Annotated in this window: 17 protein-coding genes, 3 tRNA genes and 1 pseudogene; 15 read left to right on the top strand and 6 right to left on the bottom strand. The window is 56.8% G+C overall.

Annotated elements, in window-relative coordinates; translation table 11 throughout:
• Position 1: 1 nt before the first annotated feature.
• Entirely contained in the window at positions 2 to 901 is a 900-nt protein-coding gene (nhaR, locus tag ACMXYJ_RS24070) for a transcriptional activator NhaR (protein ID WP_008148408.1), read from the bottom strand.
• A 135-nt stretch (positions 902 to 1,036) separates the two neighbouring features.
• Here nhaR and ACMXYJ_RS24065 point away from each other — a divergent pair, with 135 nt between their 5' ends.
• Both ACMXYJ_RS24065 and ACMXYJ_RS24060 read left to right on the top strand, forming a co-directional pair.
• The gene (locus ACMXYJ_RS24065; RefSeq protein WP_008148410.1) at positions 1,037 to 1,279 is read left to right on the top strand and encodes a hypothetical protein; all 243 of its coding nucleotides are present in this window, start codon (positions 1,037 to 1,039) and stop codon (positions 1,277 to 1,279) included.
• A gap of 28 nt (positions 1,280 to 1,307) precedes the next feature.
• Positions 1,308 to 2,057, top strand: coding sequence for a TerC family protein (locus tag ACMXYJ_RS24060; protein ID WP_415757202.1), 750 nt, complete (start codon positions 1,308 to 1,310; stop codon positions 2,055 to 2,057).
• Positions 2,058 to 2,136: 79 nt separating this feature from the next.
• Here ACMXYJ_RS24060 and ACMXYJ_RS24055 read toward each other — a convergent pair whose 3' ends face one another.
• Positions 2,137 to 2,337 (bottom strand): hypothetical protein, encoded by a 201-nt coding sequence (locus tag ACMXYJ_RS24055; RefSeq protein ID WP_415757201.1) that lies wholly within the window; start codon positions 2,335 to 2,337, stop codon positions 2,137 to 2,139.
• 134 nt (positions 2,338 to 2,471) lie between these two features.
• Here ACMXYJ_RS24055 and ACMXYJ_RS24050 point away from each other — a divergent pair.
• The 3 genes and pseudogenes from ACMXYJ_RS24050 to ACMXYJ_RS24040 all read left to right on the top strand — a co-directional run bounded on the left by ACMXYJ_RS24050 (position 2,472) and on the right by ACMXYJ_RS24040 (position 3,735).
• Positions 2,472 to 3,201 (top strand): annotated as a pseudogene (locus ACMXYJ_RS24050) (peptidase C39 family protein).
• Positions 3,202 to 3,295: 94 nt separating this feature from the next.
• The gene (locus ACMXYJ_RS24045) at positions 3,296 to 3,502 is read left to right on the top strand and encodes a DUF6021 family protein (RefSeq protein WP_008148414.1); all 207 of its coding nucleotides are present in this window, start codon (positions 3,296 to 3,298) and stop codon (positions 3,500 to 3,502) included.
• Between the two features lie 17 nt (positions 3,503 to 3,519).
• On the top strand, positions 3,520 to 3,735 hold the full coding sequence (locus ACMXYJ_RS24040) for a hypothetical protein (RefSeq protein WP_415757200.1): 216 nt from the start codon (positions 3,520 to 3,522) through the stop codon (positions 3,733 to 3,735).
• A gap of 55 nt (positions 3,736 to 3,790) precedes the next feature.
• On the opposite strand, the gene pbpG is transcribed toward ACMXYJ_RS24040, so the two are convergent.
• Entirely contained in the window at positions 3,791 to 4,729 is a 939-nt protein-coding gene (gene pbpG, locus ACMXYJ_RS24035) for a D-alanyl-D-alanine endopeptidase (protein WP_415757199.1), read from the bottom strand.
• A 238-nt stretch (positions 4,730 to 4,967) separates the two neighbouring features.
• Positions 4,968 to 5,822: a bifunctional methylenetetrahydrofolate dehydrogenase/methenyltetrahydrofolate cyclohydrolase FolD gene (gene folD, locus ACMXYJ_RS24030; protein ID WP_415757198.1), complete on the bottom strand. Its 855-nt coding sequence runs from the start codon at positions 5,820 to 5,822 to the stop codon at positions 4,968 to 4,970.
• A gap of 279 nt (positions 5,823 to 6,101) precedes the next feature.
• Between folD and ACMXYJ_RS24025 the strand changes: the two genes are divergently transcribed.
• The 10 genes from ACMXYJ_RS24025 to ACMXYJ_RS23980 all read left to right on the top strand — a co-directional run bounded on the left by ACMXYJ_RS24025 (position 6,102) and on the right by ACMXYJ_RS23980 (position 16,431).
• Positions 6,102 to 6,178: transfer RNA gene (locus ACMXYJ_RS24025), tRNA-Arg, on the top strand.
• 40 nt (positions 6,179 to 6,218) lie between these two features.
• Positions 6,219 to 6,294, top strand: a tRNA-His gene (locus ACMXYJ_RS24020).
• A 54-nt stretch (positions 6,295 to 6,348) separates the two neighbouring features.
• Positions 6,349 to 6,433: transfer RNA gene (locus tag ACMXYJ_RS24015), tRNA-Leu, on the top strand.
• Positions 6,434 to 6,855: 422 nt separating this feature from the next.
• The gene (gene tig, locus ACMXYJ_RS24010) at positions 6,856 to 8,166 is read left to right on the top strand and encodes a trigger factor (protein ID WP_046047576.1); all 1,311 of its coding nucleotides are present in this window, start codon (positions 6,856 to 6,858) and stop codon (positions 8,164 to 8,166) included.
• A 93-nt stretch (positions 8,167 to 8,259) separates the two neighbouring features.
• A complete protein-coding gene (gene clpP, locus ACMXYJ_RS24005; protein ID WP_033057292.1) occupies positions 8,260 to 8,895 on the top strand; it encodes an ATP-dependent Clp endopeptidase proteolytic subunit ClpP in 636 nt (211 codons plus the stop codon).
• Positions 8,896 to 9,007: 112 nt separating this feature from the next.
• On the top strand, positions 9,008 to 10,291 hold the full coding sequence (gene clpX / locus ACMXYJ_RS24000) for an ATP-dependent Clp protease ATP-binding subunit ClpX (protein ID WP_007946893.1): 1,284 nt from the start codon (positions 9,008 to 9,010) through the stop codon (positions 10,289 to 10,291).
• Between the two features lie 161 nt (positions 10,292 to 10,452).
• Positions 10,453 to 12,849 carry an endopeptidase La gene (gene lon / locus ACMXYJ_RS23995; RefSeq protein ID WP_008148424.1) on the top strand — a complete coding sequence of 799 codons (2,397 nt, stop codon included), beginning with the start codon at positions 10,453 to 10,455 and terminating at the stop codon, positions 12,847 to 12,849.
• Positions 12,850 to 12,996: 147 nt separating this feature from the next.
• Complete coding sequence (locus ACMXYJ_RS23990; RefSeq protein WP_002552737.1) at positions 12,997 to 13,269, top strand: HU family DNA-binding protein; 273 nt, start codon at positions 12,997 to 12,999, stop codon at positions 13,267 to 13,269.
• Between the two features lie 233 nt (positions 13,270 to 13,502).
• On the top strand, positions 13,503 to 15,374 hold the full coding sequence (locus tag ACMXYJ_RS23985) for a SurA N-terminal domain-containing protein (protein ID WP_415757197.1): 1,872 nt from the start codon (positions 13,503 to 13,505) through the stop codon (positions 15,372 to 15,374).
• Positions 15,375 to 15,603: 229 nt separating this feature from the next.
• A complete protein-coding gene (locus ACMXYJ_RS23980) occupies positions 15,604 to 16,431 on the top strand; it encodes a DUF2242 domain-containing protein (protein WP_415757196.1) in 828 nt (275 codons plus the stop codon).
• Between the two features lie 350 nt (positions 16,432 to 16,781).
• Here ACMXYJ_RS23980 and ACMXYJ_RS23975 read toward each other — a convergent pair whose 3' ends face one another.
• Positions 16,782 to 17,822 carry an AraC family transcriptional regulator gene (locus ACMXYJ_RS23975; protein ID WP_415757195.1) on the bottom strand — a complete coding sequence of 347 codons (1,041 nt, stop codon included), beginning with the start codon at positions 17,820 to 17,822 and terminating at the stop codon, positions 16,782 to 16,784.
• Between the two features lie 3 nt (positions 17,823 to 17,825).
• Complete coding sequence (locus ACMXYJ_RS23970) at positions 17,826 to 18,956, bottom strand: nitrilase-related carbon-nitrogen hydrolase (protein WP_415757194.1); 1,131 nt, start codon at positions 18,954 to 18,956, stop codon at positions 17,826 to 17,828.
• Positions 18,957 to 19,144 lie beyond the last annotated feature (188 nt).

The following is a 19,144-nucleotide window of genomic DNA, read 5'->3' as shown; positions in this document are numbered from 1 at the left end:
CTCACATCTCGGTGAACAGCTCGCGTCGGGCACCTTCGGTAATGGCGACAATGCCGGGGTGCTTGACCTTGCGTTCCACCGAAATGGCGTAGAACGACTCGGTCACCGCGTCGGTCTGGCCAATCAACTCCACGCCGTATTGGCGTATCACTTCATCGGCAATCACGCTCGGGCCGATGAAAATCCCGCTGCCGGATTGGCCGAACGCCTGCATCAAGGCGCTGTCATCGAACTCGCCGACGATGCGCGGCTGGATTTGCTGCTCGGCAAACCAGCGCTGCAAGCGACTGCGCACCACGGTCTCCGGCCCTGGAATCAGCAGCGGTGCGCCGTGCAGGCTACGGGGGAAATCCTGACCGTATTGCGCCGCCAGTTCAGCAGTGGCGAAGAAACTGATCCCGCATTCCCCGAGTTTCTGGCTGTAGCCCTTGATGTCCAGGTGCGAAGGCATCGGGCTGTCGGAGATCACCAGGTCGAGACGCTGGATGGCCAGGTCGGCGAGCAGGCGTTCCAGTTTGTCTTCGCGACAGGTGATGCGCAGCGGCTCGCTCAATTCCATGGTCGGCGCAATCAGTCGATAGACGATGGATTTGGGTACCACGTCGGCCACGCCAACCCGAAACAGAATCTGCTGTTCGTTGGGCTGTGCACGCAGCATCAGCTCCAGTTCGCCGCCCAACTGGAACATTTGCTCGGCGTAGGGCAGGGTCTGGCGGCCGGCTTCGGTGAGTTCCAGCTGCCGGCCGACCCGGCGAAACAGCTCGATGCCATAGGTTTGTTCGAGCAGTGATATCTGCCCGCTGATGGTCTGCGGCGTCAGGTTCAGCTGCTCGCAGGCGCGCACGATGCTGCCGGTCTTGGCGACCACCCAGAAGTAATGCAGCTGTCGATAGTTGAGCATGGCGACCTACAGTTCGTTAAAACCGAAGTATAGCCGCTAAAAATACGAATTTTCCTGAAGTGTTTGCCTCCCTAGAATGCCTCGCTATCAACGGGCCATCGTTTAGGCCCGGTTTGTTCTATCGAGGAAAGCATCATGAAGCTTAAAACCACGGCACTGCTGATCACGTCTTTACTGGTGTTAGCCGGTTGTGACCAGGCCGAAAAAAGCGCTCAGCAACTGATGGGCAAGGCTGCCGAAACCGCCAAACAAGCGATCGACGACACCCACAAAGCCGCAGAGCAGGCAATCAGTGACGCCACTGGCGGGCTGATCAGCAAGAAAGAACAACCGGCCAAAGAAACGGACAAAACCGAATCTTCGTCCCAGGAAATCTAAACCGTCTTAAAAGAGTCAGGACTGACCCATGGAATACCTTTTAGAACTTGCTGCAAGCCCCACCGCCTGGGTTGCCCTGGCCACGTTGATCGTCATGGAAATCGTGCTCGGCATCGATAACCTGATCTTCATTTCGATCCTGACCAATAAACTGCCCGAGCAGCACCGGCAGAAGGCGCGGCGCATTGGTATCGGCATGGCGCTGATCCTGCGACTGGCGCTGTTGAGCACTATCGCGTTCATCGTCCAGTTGACTGAGCCTGTGATCGATATCTTCGGCCAGACGTTCTCCTGGAAGGACATGATCCTGATCGCTGGCGGCCTGTTCCTGTTGTGGAAGGCGACCACCGAGATCCATCACAGCATGGACCCGGCGCCGGATGATCCGAAGTCGGCCACCTCGGCCGTGACGTTGGGCTTCGCTGCCGCGATCGGTCAGATCCTGCTGCTGGACATGGTGTTCTCCATCGACAGCATCATTACCGCTGTCGGCATGACTGAGCATTTGCCGATCATGATCATCGCGGTGGTGGTGTCGGTACTGGTGATGTTGCTGGCGGCTGATCCTCTGGCCAAGTTCATCAACGACAACCCGACGGTGGTGATGCTGGCGCTGGGCTTCCTGATCATGATCGGCATGACGCTGATCGCCGAAGGCTTCGGCGCCCATGTACCGAAAGGCTATGTGTATGCGGCCATGGCGTTCTCGGCGACGATCGAGGGTTTGAACATGATGTCGCGACGGGCAAAGCAGAAGCGTGTAGCCACTGAAGCTTAACCTGCGTTAAACGAAACGGCCGCCTGTGCTCGAAAGAGCCAGGCGGCCGTTTTTTTGTCTGGATACAAAAGGGTGTCGGTCAGTGCGCGGTAGCGTGCTGTTCAGCAGTTTCGTCGGGTTTCGCCACCGGCATCGACTGAACCGGATGATGGTGCCGGCGGGTAACGCGCAGAACTCCCCATAACATGGCGGCGGCAACGGCCAGCCAGCCAGAAATCAACATCACAATGGTCATTGTCAGGCTCATCAGTGCCTCCTCTTCGCCCTGCTGCGGGCACATACTCTTTGCACATGACAGTCTAGTCGCTGCTGTGTTTCAGGTTATTGACCAAAGGTCGGCTGTCACCAATCAGTTCGCTCTATCGAATGCCATCATCTGCCGGTTAAGGCTATACCGCCGCCGCGCGGCGTCCTATGATCGACGGCCAAGCCGGGAGCGCGAATGCCTGGCGTCTAAATCAAGAGAGTGATGATGGTGCGGGTATTTTCTCGAATTCGATCGTTAGTGCTGGTCGTGGGCTGCGTTGCAGGTCTGGCTGGCTGCGCGGGGAGTGTGGCGCCTGAAATCAAGCGCCTGCCGGAGCGAGTCGAGCTCAGTGGCACGTTCTACCGTGGCGTGGCGAATCAGAGTGGGCCGCAAGTGCTGGCCAGCATGTTGTCCCAGCAAGGCATTGTGATTACCCCGGGTTTGCTCGAAAAACCGTTGCATTTGCCGGGTGCCGAAGCCCAGTTGCAGCAGAACATGCAGAACCTCGCTCGCGAGTACGGCATGGTCGTCTATCCCCTCGACAGCAATTTGCCTGCGCTGTTGACCCAGGTGGCGGCCGGTTACCCGGTAATGGTGCGTTTCACCGAAGGCTCGGCGTTCTGGGCTGAACCGCGTTACGCCATTCTTGCCGGGTACAACCGTCAGAAGCAGACAGTGCTGCTGCGCTCGGGCATGAATCGTCGGGAGTTGATGGGGTTCGGTTCGTTTGAATCGGCGCTCAAGGATGCCGGTGGCTGGGCTGTGCTGATTCAGAAGCCGAATCAACTGCCGGCCAATGTCGATCAACAACGATGGCTCAAGGCCGCGAGCGACCTTGCCCAGGCAGGTCAGGAGAAGGCGGCCGCCAGGGCGAAAAAAGCGCTGAACGCGCAATAAGTCCGTTCGTCATCTGTCGGGCACCCCTGCACTTTGCCGACCTCTAACGAAGTAGGGCCCGGATTTCTCCGGGCCAGACTCAAAGGAGGCGCCCATGGCACATTCCACCACCCCCGTCGGCCCGCACTCGTCTGAGCATTCTTCGGGTGATGAGTTGGGCTTCGATCCCGATTCGCCGGACCTCGCCGATCCTCAGGTCGACCCCATTGGACCTGCCAAGGCGCCCAGGGATGTGAAGCCGGGCGACAATACCAAGGCTCCCGCGAAGCCTTACGATCCACTCGCCAATCTGAAACCCTGAGCCTGAGTGAGGTGCGTATGTCTACCGATTCTAGTTTCGACGACAAACTTCCGGACAGCGTTCCAACCAACCCCGAAAAGGACATCGACCCAGTGATGGATCCGGACAGCCCGTTAAGGGATCCTTTGGCCAGGCCTGTGGTTGTGCCGACGGAGCATCCACAGGGCTGGAAAGACCCGAGTGCCGGGGACGGCATTCCGGATGACGACCAGATGCCGTTGCCCAATGACTGACGCCGGACGAAAAAAAGCCCCGAATATTCGGGGCTTTCTTTTATCTGCCGTTTAGTTATTTCGACGCTTCAACCACGCCGCTCTGACGATGCTTGAGGTTCTTGTCGGATTTGTACTGCAAGGCTACAGACGGCACGTTCGTGCCCCTGCCGGTTTCCACCCAGCTGCGAATGCGACTGGCATCGGCAAAGTGAGTGTACTTGCCAAAAGCGTCGAGGATGACCAGCGCAACAGGGCGATTGCCCATGCTGGTGACCAGCACCAGGCAGTGACCTGCCTCGTTGGTGAAGCCGGTTTTCGTCAGCTGGATGTCCCAGTTCGGCTTGTTGACCAAATGGTCGGTATTACGGAAACCCAGGCTGTAGTTGGGTTTACGGAACGAGACGGTTTTTTCCTTGGTCGTACTCAGCTCAGTCAGCAGTGGGTACTTGTGTGCAGCGATCAGCAGTTTGCTCAGGTCGCGGGCCGTAGACACGTTGCGAGGGGAGAGGCCGGTGGGTTCGACGAAGTGCGTGCTGGTCATGCCCAGCGCTTTCGCTTTGGCATTCATGGCGGCAATGAACGCGACGTAGCCGCCCGGATAATGATGGGCCAGGCTCGCGGCAGCGCGGTTTTCCGAGGACATCAGGGCAATCAGCAGCATTTCCTTGCGTGGCAATTCGCTTTTGAGTTTCACGCGGGAGAACACACCTTTCATTTCCGGCGTGTCGCTGATGTTGATGGACAGGTATTCGTCCATGTTCTGCCTGGCTTCAACCACGATCAGCCCAGTCATCAGTTTGCTGACGGACGCGATCGGCACAACCACGTCAGGATTGCTGGCATAGATGACTTTGTTGGTCTGCAGATCCATCAGCAATGCACTGCCGGAAGCGATCTTCAGTGTTGACGTATCTCGCGGCGCCGAAGTGGTGTCGGCAGCGTTGACCATTGGCGTGGTGAAAGTCCCTGTAACTGCAAAAAATAGGCTCAGGATGGAAAGACGGATTTTCACGCTGGCAGACTCGTTAGGTGTGGATAAGCCGTTCTGTAACGGGTTGTTTCTTTAAAAACGACGCATTTTAGGAGTATGGCTGAAGAACTGTCGATGGTTGTTCAATGAACAGGTCAAAGCTCTTGAAAACCCCTACAAACAGTAGGTTTCCGGCGAGCGGTAACGTTTTTAATCCAGGCAAAAAGAACCCCGCCAATGGCGGGGCTCCTTTGTTCGTCGCAGACATGAAAATGCGAACTCAGCTGTGCAGTGTTTCGGCTGCGTACAGCGTGTTTTCCAGCAGGCAAGCGCGGGTCATCGGGCCAACGCCACCCGGGACTGGAGTGATCCAGCCGGCGCGGGGCAGGGCGGTGTCGTAGATCACGTCACCGACCAGTTTGCCGTCTTCCTGGCGGTTGATGCCGACGTCAATCACGATTGCGCCTTCCTTGATCCACTCACCCTTTACCAGCCCCGGCTTGCCGGCAGCGACCACCACCAGATCGGCGCGACCGACGTGGCCTGCCAGATCCTTGGTGAAGCGATGGGTGACGGTCACGGTGCAGCCGGCCAGCAGCAGCTCCATTGCCATCGGGCGACCAACAATGTTGGAGGCCCCGACAACCACTGCGTCCATCCCGTAGAGATCGACACCGGTGCTTTCCAGCAACGTCATGATGCCTTTAGGCGTGCACGGACGCAGCAGCGGAATACGCTGGGCCAGACGGCCGACGTTATAAGGGTGGAAACCGTCGACATCCTTGTCTGGACGAATGCGCTCCAGCAATTTGGAGGCGTCCAGGTGTTCAGGTAAAGGAAGCTGGAGCAGAACGCCGTCAATCGCCGGGTCGTCGTTCAGGCGATCGATCAGATCGGTCAGCGCTTCTTGAGTGGTTTCGGAAGGCAGGTCGTAGGCTTGGGAAATGAAGCCGACCTCTTCACAGTCTTTACGCTTGTGCGAGACATAAACCTGAGAGGCGGGATCGCTGCCGACCAGGATCACCGCGAGGCCGGGCGTGCGCAGACCTTGCAGGCGACGCTCGTTGACGCGTTTGGCGATCTGCTGGCGCAGGCTGGCGGCGATCGATTTGCCGTCGATTAGTTGTGCAGTCATTGCGCGTGATTAACCATCGAGAGGGGAAAAAAAGAGAACGCATTCTCGCATGTCGTGAGGTGAGGGCAAAGGCGCTTGGTCTGCAAATTCCCCTAACCCCTTTAATTAAATGAATTTTTTTTAAAAAAGAGTTGACGACCTTCAGGGTCACCTATAACATTCGTCGCACTTGTCGGGCACAGCCTAGCACTGGTTAAGAAGGTCGAGCAGAGTTGATGTTTAATTCGGTGAGACTGAAAGCACTTAGTTTGTAATCGTCCAAGAATACAGATTAACAAGGCGCCCGTAGCTCAGCTGGATAGAGCATCCGCCTTCTAAGCGGATGGTCGCAGGTTCGAGTCCTGCCGGGTGCGCCATTAGGCAGCTTTGGCACAAGTAACGCAACATGGCAATATGGTGGGCGTAGCTCAGTTGGTAGAGCACGGGATTGTGACTCCCGTTGTCGAGGGTTCGATCCCCTTCGTCCACCCCATATTTAGAAAGGCGCCAGATTAACAGTCTGGCGCCTTTGCTTTAAAAGCTTGATGCGGATGTGGTGGAATTGGTAGACACACTGGATTTAGGTTCCAGCGCCGCAAGGTGTGAGAGTTCGAGTCTCTCCGTCCGCACCATTACAAGTAGCTATTTAATAGCAGAAAACGGCGCAGCACCTGAAAAGGGCTGCGCCGTTTTTGTTTTAGAAGTCTGAATTTTCAAAGCGGCCGCAGGTTCTGGGTCGAGAGGGCGGCTCGAATCGTCGGATTTATGTTTCTCGATGATGCTGATTCGCCCGTTGGTCCCCTCGTGGGGTCGACTGTCAGGGATGGATTGCCGATGCCTTCTATATATAGAAGGATTGGTGCAGAGCCCTGGCATGATTGGCTGTATTTGCTAACAGGGCGAGGCACAACCGTTTGTCCCCGCCTATAAATTGCCTGCTGCTTTTTTACCCGTTTTCAGTAGGGTGACTTCTTGAGTTTGACCCACTAGAATGCATGCCCTTGATTCTGGGGTCGGAAACGGCCGGCTAACGTCTGTGCAACGAGGAATATCCATGCAAGTTTCTGTTGAAAATACTTCTGCTCTTGAGCGCCGCATGAGCATCACCGTGCCGGCTGAGCGCATCGAGACTCAGGTCAACAAGCGTCTGCAGCAGACTGCCCAAAAGGCCAAGATTGCTGGCTTCCGTCCAGGCAAAGTGCCGATGAGTGAAATCAAGCGCCGTTTCGGTGCTGATGCACGTCAGGAAGCTGTTGGCGACGTGATCCAGTCTTCTTTCTACGAAGCTGTCGTTGAGCAGAAGCTGAACCCGGCTGGCGCTCCTTCGATCGAGCCGAAATCGCTGGAAGCTGGCAAAGACCTGGAATACGTCGCGATTTTCGAAGTGTTCCCGGAGTTCACCGTTGCCGGTTTCGAAGGTATCGCGGTTGAGCGTCTGAGCGCTGACGTGGCTGATGCCGATCTGGACAAAATGCTGGAAGTGCTGCGCAAGCAGAACACCCGTTTCGAAGTGGCCGATCGCGCTGCTCAAAACGAAGACCAGCTGAACATCGATTTCGTTGGCAAGGTCGACGGTGAAGTGTTCGCTGGCGGTTCCGCCAAAGGTACTCAGCTGGTTCTGGGTTCCGGCCGCATGATTCCTGGTTTTGAAGATGGCCTGGTTGGCGCTAAAGCCGGCGAAGAGCGCGTTCTGAACCTGACCTTCCCAGAGGACTATCAGAACCTCGACCTGGCAGGCAAAACCGCTGAGTTCACCGTGACCGTGAACACTGTTTCCGAACCAAAACTGCCAGAACTGACCGAAGAATTCTTCGCTCAATTCGGCATCAAGGAAACGGGCCTGGAAGGCTTCCGCACCGAAGTTCGCAAGAACATGGAGCGTGAACTGCGTCAGGCGATCAAATCCAAGGTTAAGAATCAGGTAATGGACGGTCTGCTGGCCACCAACCCGATCGAAGTGCCTAAGGCTCTGCTGTCCAACGAAGTTGACCGTCTGCGCGTGCAGGCTGTTCAGCAGTTCGGCGGCAACATCAAGCCTGAGCAACTGCCGGCCGAGCTGTTCGAAGAGCAAGCCAAGCGCCGCGTTGTGCTGGGTCTGATCGTGGCAGAAGTGGTCAAGCAATTCGACCTCAAGCCTGACGAAGCCCGCGTTCGTGAAATGATTCAGGAAATGGCTTCGGCTTACCAAGAGCCTGAGCAGGTTGTGTCTTGGTACTACAAGAACGACCAGCAACTGAACGAAGTTCGTTCGGTTGTGCTGGAAGAGCAAGTTGTGGATACTGTTCTGCAGAAAGCTAGCGTGACCGACAAATCGGTCTCTTACGAAGAAGCAGTCAAGCCGGTAGAAGCTCCACAAGCCGACTGATCGTTTTTGCGGTAAGAAGTACACACCATAAGCCAGCCTTCGTGCTGGCTTATGCGTATTCAAGACATAACTATTTGGGAGTGACTGCAGAGCATGTTCCGTAATTCGTATATTCAGCAGAACTCTGATATCCAGGCCGCAGGCGGCCTGGTCCCGATGGTTGTCGAGCAATCTGCTCGTGGCGAGCGCGCCTATGACATCTACTCGCGCCTTCTCAAGGAGCGAGTGATCTTTCTGGTTGGTCCGGTAGAGGACTACATGGCCAACCTGATCTGTGCGCAACTGCTGTTCCTTGAAGCGGAAAACCCGGACAAGGACATCCATCTCTATATCAACTCCCCGGGCGGTTCGGTGACGGCTGGTATGTCGATCTATGACACCATGCAGTTCATCAAGCCAAACGTGTCGACTACCTGTATCGGTCAAGCGTGCAGCATGGGTGCGTTTCTATTGACGGCCGGTGCTGCTGGCAAGCGTTACTGCCTGCCGAACTCGCGTGTGATGATTCACCAGCCACTGGGCGGTTTCCAGGGCCAGGCTTCGGATATCGAAATCCATGCCAAGGAAATCCTCTTCATTCGTGAGCGTCTCAACACGCTGATGGCCAAGCATAGCGGGCACACTCTTGAAGAAATTGAGCGCGATACCAACCGCGATAATTTCATGAGTGCAGAAGCAGCGCGTGAATACGGGTTGATCGATGAAGTGATCAGCCAGCGCCCCGCTTAAATTAAGCAGCTCAAAATAGGGTTGGTCGGCGCGTCCGATCATTAGCGGGCTTGAAAAAGCCCGCAATAGCCTTCATCTTGTGTTGCAAGCCTATCGGATTTGGATCGAACGAATGACTGACACCCGCAACGGCGAGGACAACGGCAAGCTGCTCTATTGCTCCTTCTGTGGCAAAAGCCAGCATGAAGTGCGCAAATTGATTGCCGGCCCCTCGGTCTTTATCTGCGACGAGTGCGTCGACCTGTGCAATGACATCATCCGTGAGGAGGTGCAGGAAGCCCAGGCCGAAAGCAGCGCGCATAAATTGCCTTCGCCTAAAGAAATCAGCGGCATCCTTGATCAGTACGTGATTGGTCAGGAACGTGCGAAAAAGGTTCTGGCCGTAGCGGTGTACAACCACTACAAGCGCCTGAACCAGCGTGACAAAAAGAATGACGATGTCGAACTCGGCAAGAGCAACATCTTGCTGATCGGCCCGACAGGCTCGGGTAAAACCCTGCTTGCCGAAACACTGGCCCGTTTGCTGAACGTTCCGTTCACCATCGCCGACGCAACCACCCTCACCGAGGCAGGTTACGTGGGTGAAGATGTCGAAAACATCATTCAGAAGCTGCTGCAGAAGTGCGATTACGACGTAGAAAAGGCCCAAATGGGCATTGTCTACATCGATGAGATCGACAAGATCTCGCGCAAGTCTGACAACCCGTCGATCACCCGGGACGTTTCCGGTGAAGGCGTGCAACAGGCCCTGCTCAAGTTGATCGAAGGCACGGTCGCTTCCGTTCCGCCTCAAGGTGGTCGCAAGCATCCGCAGCAGGAATTCCTTCAGGTCGACACCCGTAACATCCTGTTCATCTGCGGTGGTGCATTCTCCGGTCTGGAAAAGGTTATTCAAAACCGTTCCACCAAGGGCGGCATCGGTTTCAACGCGGAAGTGCGCAGCAAGGAAGAAGGCAAGAAAGTCGGTGAGTCCCTGCGTGAAGTCGAGCCTGACGATCTGGTCAAGTTCGGTCTGATCCCGGAATTCGTCGGTCGTCTGCCGGTACTTGCCACGCTGGACGAGCTTGATGAGGCTGCGCTGATGCAGATTCTCACCGAGCCGAAAAATGCTCTGACCAAACAGTATGCCAAGCTGTTCGAGATGGAAGGTGTGGACCTGGAATTCCGGGCCGACGCTCTGAAATCGGTCGCCAAACGTGCCCTGGAACGCAAAACCGGTGCCCGTGGGCTGCGTTCGATTCTCGAAGGTGTATTGCTCGACACTATGTATGAAATCCCCTCGCAGTCCGAGGTGAGTAAAGTAGTGATCGACGAAAGCGTTATAGAAGGCAAGTCCAAGCCACTGTATATCTACGAAAACAGTGAGCCGGCTGCCAAGGCAGCGCCAGACGCCTAAGCGTCACGCTGCTGGAATAAAGAAGGGGCCTTCGGGCCCCTTTGCTTTTAGCGCGTTTTAACACCTTCTTTAAGCTTGTTTTTTTTGAAGGTAGCCCCCATCTTGGTTTCAAGCTCACTTCCATCTGTTTACGGCCTTATGGCCGCCGTAGAGGCGAAATCATGAAGACAACCATCGAATTGCCTCTCCTGCCATTGCGTGATGTTGTGGTTTATCCGCACATGGTTATCCCGCTGTTCGTGGGGCGCGAGAAATCCATCGAAGCCCTCGAGGCAGCGATGACGGGCGACAAGCAGATCCTTCTGCTGGCTCAGAGAAACCCTGCTGACGACGATCCCGGTGAAGAAGCACTTTATCGCGTAGGTACCATTGCGACCGTTCTGCAGCTGCTCAAGCTGCCTGACGGCACGGTCAAGGTTTTGGTCGAAGGTGAGCAGCGGGGCGCCGTTGAGCGTTTCAGCGAAGTGGACGGCCACTGCCGCGCCGAAGTCTCATTGATCGACGAAGTCGACGCGCCAGAGCGCGAGTCGGAAGTGTTCGTCCGCAGCCTGCTGGCTCAGTTCGAACAATACGTACAGCTGGGCAAAAAAGTCCCCGCTGAGGTCCTGTCGTCGCTCAATAGCATCGACGAACCGGGCCGGCTGGTCGATACCATGGCCGCACACATGGCCCTGAAGATCGAGCAGAAGCAGGAAATCCTCGAAATCATTGATTTGTCGGCCCGGGTCGAGCACGTTCTGGCGTTGCTGGATGCCGAGATCGACCTGTTGCAAGTCGAAAAACGCATTCGTGGTCGCGTCAAAAAACAAATGGAGCGCAGCCAGCGCGAGTACTACCTGAATGAGCAGATGAAGGCCATTCAGAAAGAACTCGGCGACAGCGACGAAGGCCACAATGAAATCGAAGAGCTGAAAAAGCGCATCGATGCCGCCGGTCTGCCGAAAGATGCGCTGGCCAAAGCCCAGGGCGAACTGAACAAGTTAAAACAAATGTCGCCAATGTCTGCGGAAGCGACCGTGGTGCGCTCGTATATTGACTGGCTGGTTCAGGTGCCGTGGAAGGCGCAGAGCAAAGTGCGTCTGGATCTGGCGCGCGCTGAAGACATTCTCGATGCAGACCACTATGGTCTGGAAGAAGTCAAAGAACGGATCCTCGAATACCTCGCCGTGCAAAAACGCGTGAAGAAAATTCGTGGTCCGGTGTTGTGCCTGGTCGGTCCTCCTGGGGTGGGTAAAACCTCTCTGGCGGAGTCGATTGCTCACGCCACCAACCGCAAATTCGTGCGTATGGCCCTCGGCGGTGTGCGTGATGAAGCGGAAATTCGTGGTCATCGCCGTACTTATATCGGTTCGATGCCAGGAAGATTGATTCAAAAGATGACAAAAGTGGGCGTCCGTAACCCGCTGTTCCTGCTCGATGAAATCGACAAGATGGGCAGCGACATGCGTGGCGATCCGGCGTCGGCGTTGCTGGAGGTGCTCGACCCTGAGCAGAACCACAACTTCAACGATCACTATCTGGAAGTCGACTACGACCTGTCCGATGTGATGTTCCTTTGCACCTCGAACTCCATGAACATTCCACCAGCCCTGCTGGACCGGATGGAAGTGATTCGTCTGCCGGGTTACACCGAAGACGAAAAGATCAACATCGCCGTCAAATACCTTTCGCCAAAGCAGATTACTGCCAATGGTTTGAAAAAGGGCGAGCTGGAATTCGACGCCGAAGCGATCCGCGACATCATCCGCTACTACACCCGCGAAGCCGGTGTACGTGGGCTGGAGCGCCAGATTGCGAAGGTTTGCCGCAAGGCGGTCAAAGAGCATGCAATGGAAAAACGCTTCTCGGTTAAGGTCACTGCCGAGATGCTGGAACACTTCCTGGGCGTGCGCAAATTCCGCTACGGTCTGGCCGAATCGCAGGATCAGATCGGTCAGGTGACCGGGCTGGCGTGGACTCAAGTGGGCGGCGAATTGCTGACCATCGAAGCCGCAGTCGTGCCGGGTAAAGGCCAGTTGATCAAGACCGGTTCCTTGGGTGACGTCATGGTCGAATCGATCACTGCGGCCCTGACGGTTGTTCGCAGTCGCGCGAAGAGCCTGGGGATTCCCCTGGACTTCCATGAGAAGCGCGACACGCACATCCATATGCCGGAAGGGGCGACCCCGAAAGACGGCCCTAGCGCCGGTGTGGGTATGTGCACGGCTCTGGTGTCGGCATTGACCGGGATCCCTGTGCGCGCGGACGTCGCCATGACTGGCGAAATTACGCTGCGTGGTCAGGTGCTGGCGATTGGTGGTTTGAAAGAAAAACTGCTCGCTGCTCACCGTGGCGGAATCAAGACCGTGATCATTCCTGAAGAGAACGTACGCGATCTGAAGGAAATTCCTGACAATATCAAGCAAGATCTGCAGATTAAACCGGTTAAATGGATTGACGAGGTCCTGCAAATTGCGCTGCAATACGCGCCGGAGCCCTTGCCAGATGTAGCTCCAGAGATAGTTGCAAAGGATGAAAAACGCGAGTCTGACTCTAAGGAAAGAATTAGCACGCATTAGTACGCATTTGCCTGGGTGGCTTGTTGACAGCTTTTTAGAGCCCTTGTTATAAAGCGGCTCTTAAGTGTCTGTAGGCCATTCAGCACTCGTTTTTGCTTTCACCAAAAAACTTAGAATCATACTCAAATAGATATAAGGGGACTTAGAGTGAACAAGTCGGAACTGATTGATGCTATCGCTGCATCCGCTGATATCCCGAAAGCTGCTGCTGGCCGTGCGCTGGACGCTGTAATCGAATCCGTCACTGGCGCTCTCAAGGCTGGCGACTCTGTTGTTCTGGTTGGTTTCGGTACTTTCTCCGTAACTGATCGTCCAGCTCGCATTGGTCGTAACCCACAGACCGGTAAGACGCTGGAAATCGCAGCCGCTAAAAAACCAGGTTTCAAAGCCGGTAAAGCACTGAAAGAAGCTGTCAACTAAGTTCGATTCAGGTTTTTGCCTATCCGGGTCGGGGTCATGCCTGACCTGGCAGCGGAGCGGTAGTCCAGTCGGCGAGTCGCCGATCCGAGACACCGAGGCTCGCAAGTTCGAGTCATCGGTCCGCTCCGCCAGTTACGAGAAGGCGCATCCTCGGATGCGCCTTTCTTCTATCCGGATTCTACCCACGCTCCACGGTTGCCTAATTTTGAAGTTCAACCGTTTCTGGGGGACGCATGCTGCAGAATATCAGGGACAATTCACAAGGCTGGATTGCCAAGACCATTATCGGGATCATCGTTGTACTGATGGCTTTCACCGGTATCGAGGCCATTTTCCAGGCGACGACCAACAGCCAGGATGCGGCCAAGGTCAATGGTGAAGAAATCAGTCAAAACGAGCTGAGCCAGGCGGTCGATATGCAACGCCGTCAGCTCATGCAACAACTTGGCAAGGATTTCGATGCTTCCTTGCTCGACGAAAAAATGCTGCGCGAATCGGCCCTCAAAGGCTTGATCGATCGCAAGCTGCTGCTGCAAGGCGCAGAAAACTCGAAGTTCGCTTTTTCCGAAGCTGCTTTGGACCAGGTGATCCTGCAGACGCCTGAATTCCAGGTTGATGGCAAGTTCAGCCCTGAGCGTTTCGACCAGGTTATTCGCCAACTCGGCTACAGCCGCATGCAATTCCGCCAGATGCTGGCTCAGGAAATGCTGATCGGTCAGTTGCGCGCGGGTCTGGCAGGTAGCGGTTTTGTCACCGACGCACAGGTTCTGGCATTCGCCCGTCTGGAAAAACAGACCCGCGATTTCGCTTCGCTGAACGTCAAGGCTGACCCGGCGGCTGTGAAGCTGACCGACGATGAAGTCAAAGCCTACTACGACGAACACGCCAAGGAATTCATGACGCCGGATCAGGTGGTCATTGATTACCTGGAGTTGAAGAAGGCTTCCTTCTTTGATCAGGTCAGCGTCAAGGACGAAGACCTGCAAGCGGCGTATCAGAAAGAAACCGCGAACCTGTCGGAACAACGCCGGGCCGCGCACATTCTGATCGAAGTGAACGACAAGGTGACCGAAGCGCAAGCCAAGGCCAAGATCGAAGAGATCCAGGCACGTCTGGCAAAAGGCGAGAAGTTCGAAGCTCTGGCTAAGGAGTTCTCTCAGGATCCTGGTTCGGCGAACAACGGCGGTGACCTTGGTTATGCCGGTCCTGGTGTCTACGATCCAGCCTTCGAAACCGCGCTGTATGCGTTGGCCAAGGATCAGGTCTCGGCACCGGTCCGCACTGACTTCGGTTTACACCTGATCAAGCTGTTGGGTGTCGAAGCGCCTGAAGTGCCGACGCTCGCCAGCCTGAAAGACAAGCTGACCCGTGAGCTGAAAACCCAGCAGGTCGAGCAACGTTTCGTCGAGGCGACCAAGCAACTGGAAGACTCGTCGTTCGAAGCCTCTGATCTGGCTCAGCCGGCGCAGGACCTGAAGCTCACTGTTCATACGTCCAAACCGTTCGGCCGTGAAGGTGGCGAAGGTGTTACGGCCAACCGTGCCGTGATCACTGCTGCGTTCAGCCCTGAAGTGCTGGATGAGGGTGCCAACAGCACCGCCATCGAGCTCGATCCGGAAACCGTGATCGTGCTGCGCGCCAAGGAGCACCTGAAGCCTGCGCAACTGCCGCTGGAAAGCGTAGCGCCAAGTATTCGCGTGCAATTGGCCAAGGAGCACGCCAGTGCTGCCGCCAAGACCAAGGCTGAAGAGCTGATTGTCAGCCTGCGCGATGGCAAGACTGCGCTGGACAAGGCGATCGACGGTCAGAGCTGGAAAGTGATCCAGGCAGCCACTCGTGGCCAGGAAGGGGTTGACCCAACCGTGCTGCAGGCGCTGTTCCGCATGCCCAAGCCTGTCGCCAAGGACAAGCCGACCTTCAGCAGCGTGACCCTGGCCGATGGTAGCCTGGTGATTGTGCGTCTGAACGGCGTGAACGAAGCGGCTGCGCCGACCGAAGAAGAGAAGGCTCAATACCGTCGCTTCCTCGCTTCGCGCATTGGCCAGCAAGACTTTGCGGCCTACCGCAAACTGCTGGAAAGCCAGGCTGAGATCAAACGCTTCTGATGCCTGACTGAGTTTTGCGCTACACAAAAACCCCGGCCGAAAGGCTGGGGTTTTTTATGGGCGAAACGAAAGCAGCGCGGGTTACCCGTCGCCTGAGTGTTTACCGTGCGACTTTTTCCTGTAAATGACAGTCAGTAGACTTGTAACTGTTTTAAGACACTAATCGATACTCCGCTAAGCATCGATCTGTTGCACAATACGCCCCGGACCGTTTTCCTCAGGATGTTCAATGTTTAAATCATTTCCCATGCGTGTTGCAGGGCTGGCGTTGGTGCTGGCCGCCGCGGCCGGCTGCTCGTCGAAGAAAGCCCCAATCTACGAGCATGAGAACTTCGATGACTCCGGAACGTTTTCGCGTAGCTACCCGGTGACGGATGCGCAGACGTGCGAAGCCGCTCGTCGGGCATTGCTGAGCCAGGGCTACATCATCACCAGCGCCGACCCCAAACTGGTCAGCGGACACAAAAGCTTCCAGCAGACCGGCGAGACCCACATGGAGATCAGCTTCAGTGTGGTCTGTGCCGATGACGGCAGTGAGGGGCTCCACGCGACCATGTTCGCTAACGCCCTGCAGGATCGTTATGCGCTGAAGAAGACCAACAACTCCGCCAGCGTTGGCGTAGGCGTGCTGGGTTCTGTGTCGATGCCGATCGGCTCGTCCGACGACTCGATGGTCAAGGTCGCCAGCGAAACCGTATCGTCGCCCAAGTTCTACGAGCGTTTCTTCACCCTGGTCGAGTTGTTCCTGCCGCCGGAAGCGAAAAAGGCCGCGCACATCAAGGATAAGCCGAAGCCCGATCTCGGCGTGCCTGAAGCCAAGGCCGCACCGGCTCCGTTGGCGCCGACCCCGGCACCTGCCGCAGAACCTTCGCCAGCGCCTGCCGAAGCGGCTCCAGCAGCCTCTGAGCCGGTTGCACCGCCGCCTGAGGCTGCTCCGATTGCTCCGGCCGAAAGCGCCGAGCCGGCATCGACCACGGAAACCGTCACTCCGCCGCCTCAATCAAGCCTGCCTCCACCTACCGAGCCTATTTCGGCCATTCCTGTATCAGGCCAGTAATCGTGCTCTGACGCCGCGGGATCGGTTCAGTCGACACCGATCCTGCAGCGGCTTTTAATTTGACCCGCGTCAACCCAGCCCGTTGTCCTACGGCCTGTATCGAAAAAATCCTGTGATAAATTCCTGACGGCCTGCTACGTTTTATTAAGTAGCCGCTGAGCGGTGTGCCTGCGTCATTTTTCTTTCACGTGGGCACTTTATGCTCGGGGTGCTGGTCATTTATTCAGGCGTTTTTTTCAACGAACTGTGGGGGATTCAAAATGGACGAATATCAAGAAGAGTTGCTCGAGTATCAGGCGTTTGAGCTGGACCCGCTGGAACCGGCGGAAGACGCTACCGAGCTGTAAGCGTCAAGCGGATTGGCGATGACTGCGGCGAAACTCGCCGGGAGTCTGGCCACTCCAGCGTTTGAAGGCCCGTTGAAAGGCTTCGGCCGAGGCAAAGCCCAGCAGATAGGCGATTTCTCCGAACGCCAGTTCGGTATCGCGGATGTAGGTCATGGCCAGATCGCGGCGCGTGTCATTGAGGATTGCGCGAAATTGCGTGCCTTCCTCGGCAAGTTTGCGGCGCAAGGTCCAGGTTGGCAGCTTCAGGCGTGCCGCCACTTCTTCCAGGTCGGGTTCCCGGCCACCATTGAGCAATGGCCCCAGTAGCTGAGTGATGCGTTCACGCAGGCTGCGGGTGCGTGTCAGTTGCTCCAGCTCCCGTTCACACAGTTGCAGCAAGTGTCGCCAGGTGCTCGGGCAATGTTCCGGGTTGCGCTGGGCGAGGCTGGCAAGGCTCAAGCGCAGTTGATTGTGCTCGCGGCCAAACTGGATCGGGCAGTCGCCCAACACCTCATAAGCCGTGCGGTAATCCGGCTCATCAAACTCGATCTCGATGCGTTCGGCCCGCAACGGGGCAGGGCTTATGCTGGACAATTGCTGCAACCAGCCAGCGATGATCGAATCCACTACGAAGCGGTTGTAGGCGTTGTAAGGGCTGATGGAATAGAACCGCAGCCAAGCGCCTTGGGCGTCTTCGTGAAAACTCGATTGACCGCGATAATTGGAACCATACAAGGCTTCGAAGCGAATCAGACAGCGCGCGGCTTCTCGCACCGTTGGCGCCTGAGCGGCCGTGACCCCGGCCAGGCCGACCTGGCTCAGGCGACTGAGCTGACCCATGCGCAAGCCAAGCGCCGGGTTGTCGGTCAGTTGAATGGCGCTGTGACCCAGACGCATGTAGCGCGGGATCGAGAGCCGGGCGCCTGCTTCGCTGAGGCGCGCCGCGTCGAGACCGTATTGTTCGAGCAACGGCTGAGGGTCTGCACCGTGGCTGCGCACGGCGTCGGCCAAGCTATGAACAAAGCCCACCGACAGATCGCCGAGGCGCATCGGCAACGGTTTCATCGGTTACAACCAGAGGTTCAGCAAGCGCGCGCCACGGGCATTGCCGTCGGCGAACTGCTGCCCGTTGCTGCTGAGAAAACTTTGACCGGCGCTGCCCTGATCCCAGAACTGACCGCGCAGGAACACGCTCATGCCGGCGATTGCCTGGCTGCTGGGCGGTTGAGCGGTGAGTGTCAGGCGATGCCAGGCCTGGCCTTCGCTGAGCTCCCCGGCCTTGAGACTGACCGAGCCAGGCGTCGACAGCCCCTTGTAACCGCGCCACGGTTTGTCCCAGGTGCCGCGCCCGATCACAAACGCGGGGACCGCGACGAACTGCGCACCTTGGTTGTCGAGCTTGCGGTAGTTGTCCGGGTACCAGCTGTCGCTGCCGATCAGCACGCCCAGGCGTCCGGCCGGGGTGTCGACGACGTTGAGCGTATGCTCGCCATTGGCGGCGATGACTTCATGTTCATCGAAAATCGGGTGCATCTGGCGCTGGGGTTGGCCGATCGGCAAGCCATCGCGACCAAACACCACGCTGCTGTTGTACAACGCGCCGCGGCCGATTTTCAGGGTGCCGTCGATGATGCTGGGCTCGGGTAGCACGATGGAGCCCGCCACCAACGTCACGTGGAATTCTTTCGCCAGACCACCAAACAGCGCCTGGTAGTCCTTGGCCATGCCTTTGGCCTTCATGCGCAGGTGAGCGTCGTCCAGACGTTTTTCGCCCTTGGCGCTGATCAGTGCGCGGACGAACTTCAGTGGGTTGCTGACCGCCAGCCAGTTCATGGCTTCCTTGAGCGTGGTGGCCTGGTACAGCTCATCTTTCTCGCCGCTGACCATCAACCAGGTGCCGATATGTTCGGGCAGGACGACGATGGTTTTTTCGTTCAGCAGGCCCTGGTCCTGGGCCTTCTGCAAATAGGCCGCCAGCTTGCGGTGCAGGCGCTCGGAGCTTTGATAGTCAGTGGGAAACAGTTCGGGCTGGATGCCCAGCAAGTTGCCGCGATCGGCGGGTGTGCCTTGGTCGACCGCGAGGTTGATGCGCAGGTCCGACAGGTAATGACCCACCGGACGGTCCGCGGCCCACATGGCGTAGGTCGTAAGGGCGGCAATCAATGCCATGGAGAAAGTCAGGTACAGAAGTTTGCGCATGGGGAAACAGTCAACGGCCGTGTGCAGGATTCGCGACTAGGGTAGGGCGCATGCCGGCACTTGCCAAGGGGCGCTGCACATTTGGATCAATAAGTTGTCAGTTACGGTCATTGAGTGACAGCGGCGCGACTCTTAGTCTGTCCAACATGACTGACGGGGGCCGAAGAGCTCCTGCACTTTTTCCGTGA

The organism is Pseudomonas arabinosi, from assembly GCF_047758675.1.
GTDB lineage: Bacteria > Pseudomonadota > Gammaproteobacteria > Pseudomonadales > Pseudomonadaceae > Aquipseudomonas > Aquipseudomonas arabinosi.
The sequence above is the reverse complement of the archived record's forward strand: the minus strand, read 5'-3'. Positions and strand labels throughout refer to the sequence as shown.

Bases quoted from the DNA above. Each gene is read 5' to 3' on its own strand.
- tig (WP_046047576.1), top strand. From the start codon at position 6,856: ATGCAAGTTTCTGTTGAAAATACTTCTGCTCTTGAGCGCCGCATGAGC.
- ACMXYJ_RS23980 (WP_415757196.1), top strand. From the start codon at position 15,604: ATGTTTAAATCATTTCCCATGCGTGTTGCAGGGCTGGCGTTGGTGCTG.
- ACMXYJ_RS24055 (WP_415757201.1), bottom strand. From the start codon at position 2,337: ATGTGCCCGCAGCAGGGCGAAGAGGAGGCACTGATGAGCCTGACAATG.
- ACMXYJ_RS23975 (WP_415757195.1), bottom strand. From the start codon at position 17,822: ATGAAACCGTTGCCGATGCGCCTCGGCGATCTGTCGGTGGGCTTTGTT.
- clpP (WP_033057292.1), top strand. From the start codon at position 8,260: ATGTTCCGTAATTCGTATATTCAGCAGAACTCTGATATCCAGGCCGCA.
- ACMXYJ_RS24045 (WP_008148414.1), top strand. From the start codon at position 3,296: ATGGCACATTCCACCACCCCCGTCGGCCCGCACTCGTCTGAGCATTCT.
- ACMXYJ_RS24060 (WP_415757202.1), top strand. From the start codon at position 1,308: ATGGAATACCTTTTAGAACTTGCTGCAAGCCCCACCGCCTGGGTTGCC.
- clpX (WP_007946893.1), top strand. From the start codon at position 9,008: ATGACTGACACCCGCAACGGCGAGGACAACGGCAAGCTGCTCTATTGC.
- ACMXYJ_RS24040 (WP_415757200.1), top strand. From the start codon at position 3,520: ATGTCTACCGATTCTAGTTTCGACGACAAACTTCCGGACAGCGTTCCA.
- nhaR (WP_008148408.1), bottom strand. From the start codon at position 901: ATGCTCAACTATCGACAGCTGCATTACTTCTGGGTGGTCGCCAAGACC.
- folD (WP_415757198.1), bottom strand. From the start codon at position 5,822: ATGACTGCACAACTAATCGACGGCAAATCGATCGCCGCCAGCCTGCGC.
- ACMXYJ_RS23970 (WP_415757194.1), bottom strand. From the start codon at position 18,956: ATGCGCAAACTTCTGTACCTGACTTTCTCCATGGCATTGATTGCCGCC.
- ACMXYJ_RS23985 (WP_415757197.1), top strand. From the start codon at position 13,503: ATGCTGCAGAATATCAGGGACAATTCACAAGGCTGGATTGCCAAGACC.
- ACMXYJ_RS24065 (WP_008148410.1), top strand. From the start codon at position 1,037: ATGAAGCTTAAAACCACGGCACTGCTGATCACGTCTTTACTGGTGTTA.
- lon (WP_008148424.1), top strand. From the start codon at position 10,453: ATGAAGACAACCATCGAATTGCCTCTCCTGCCATTGCGTGATGTTGTG.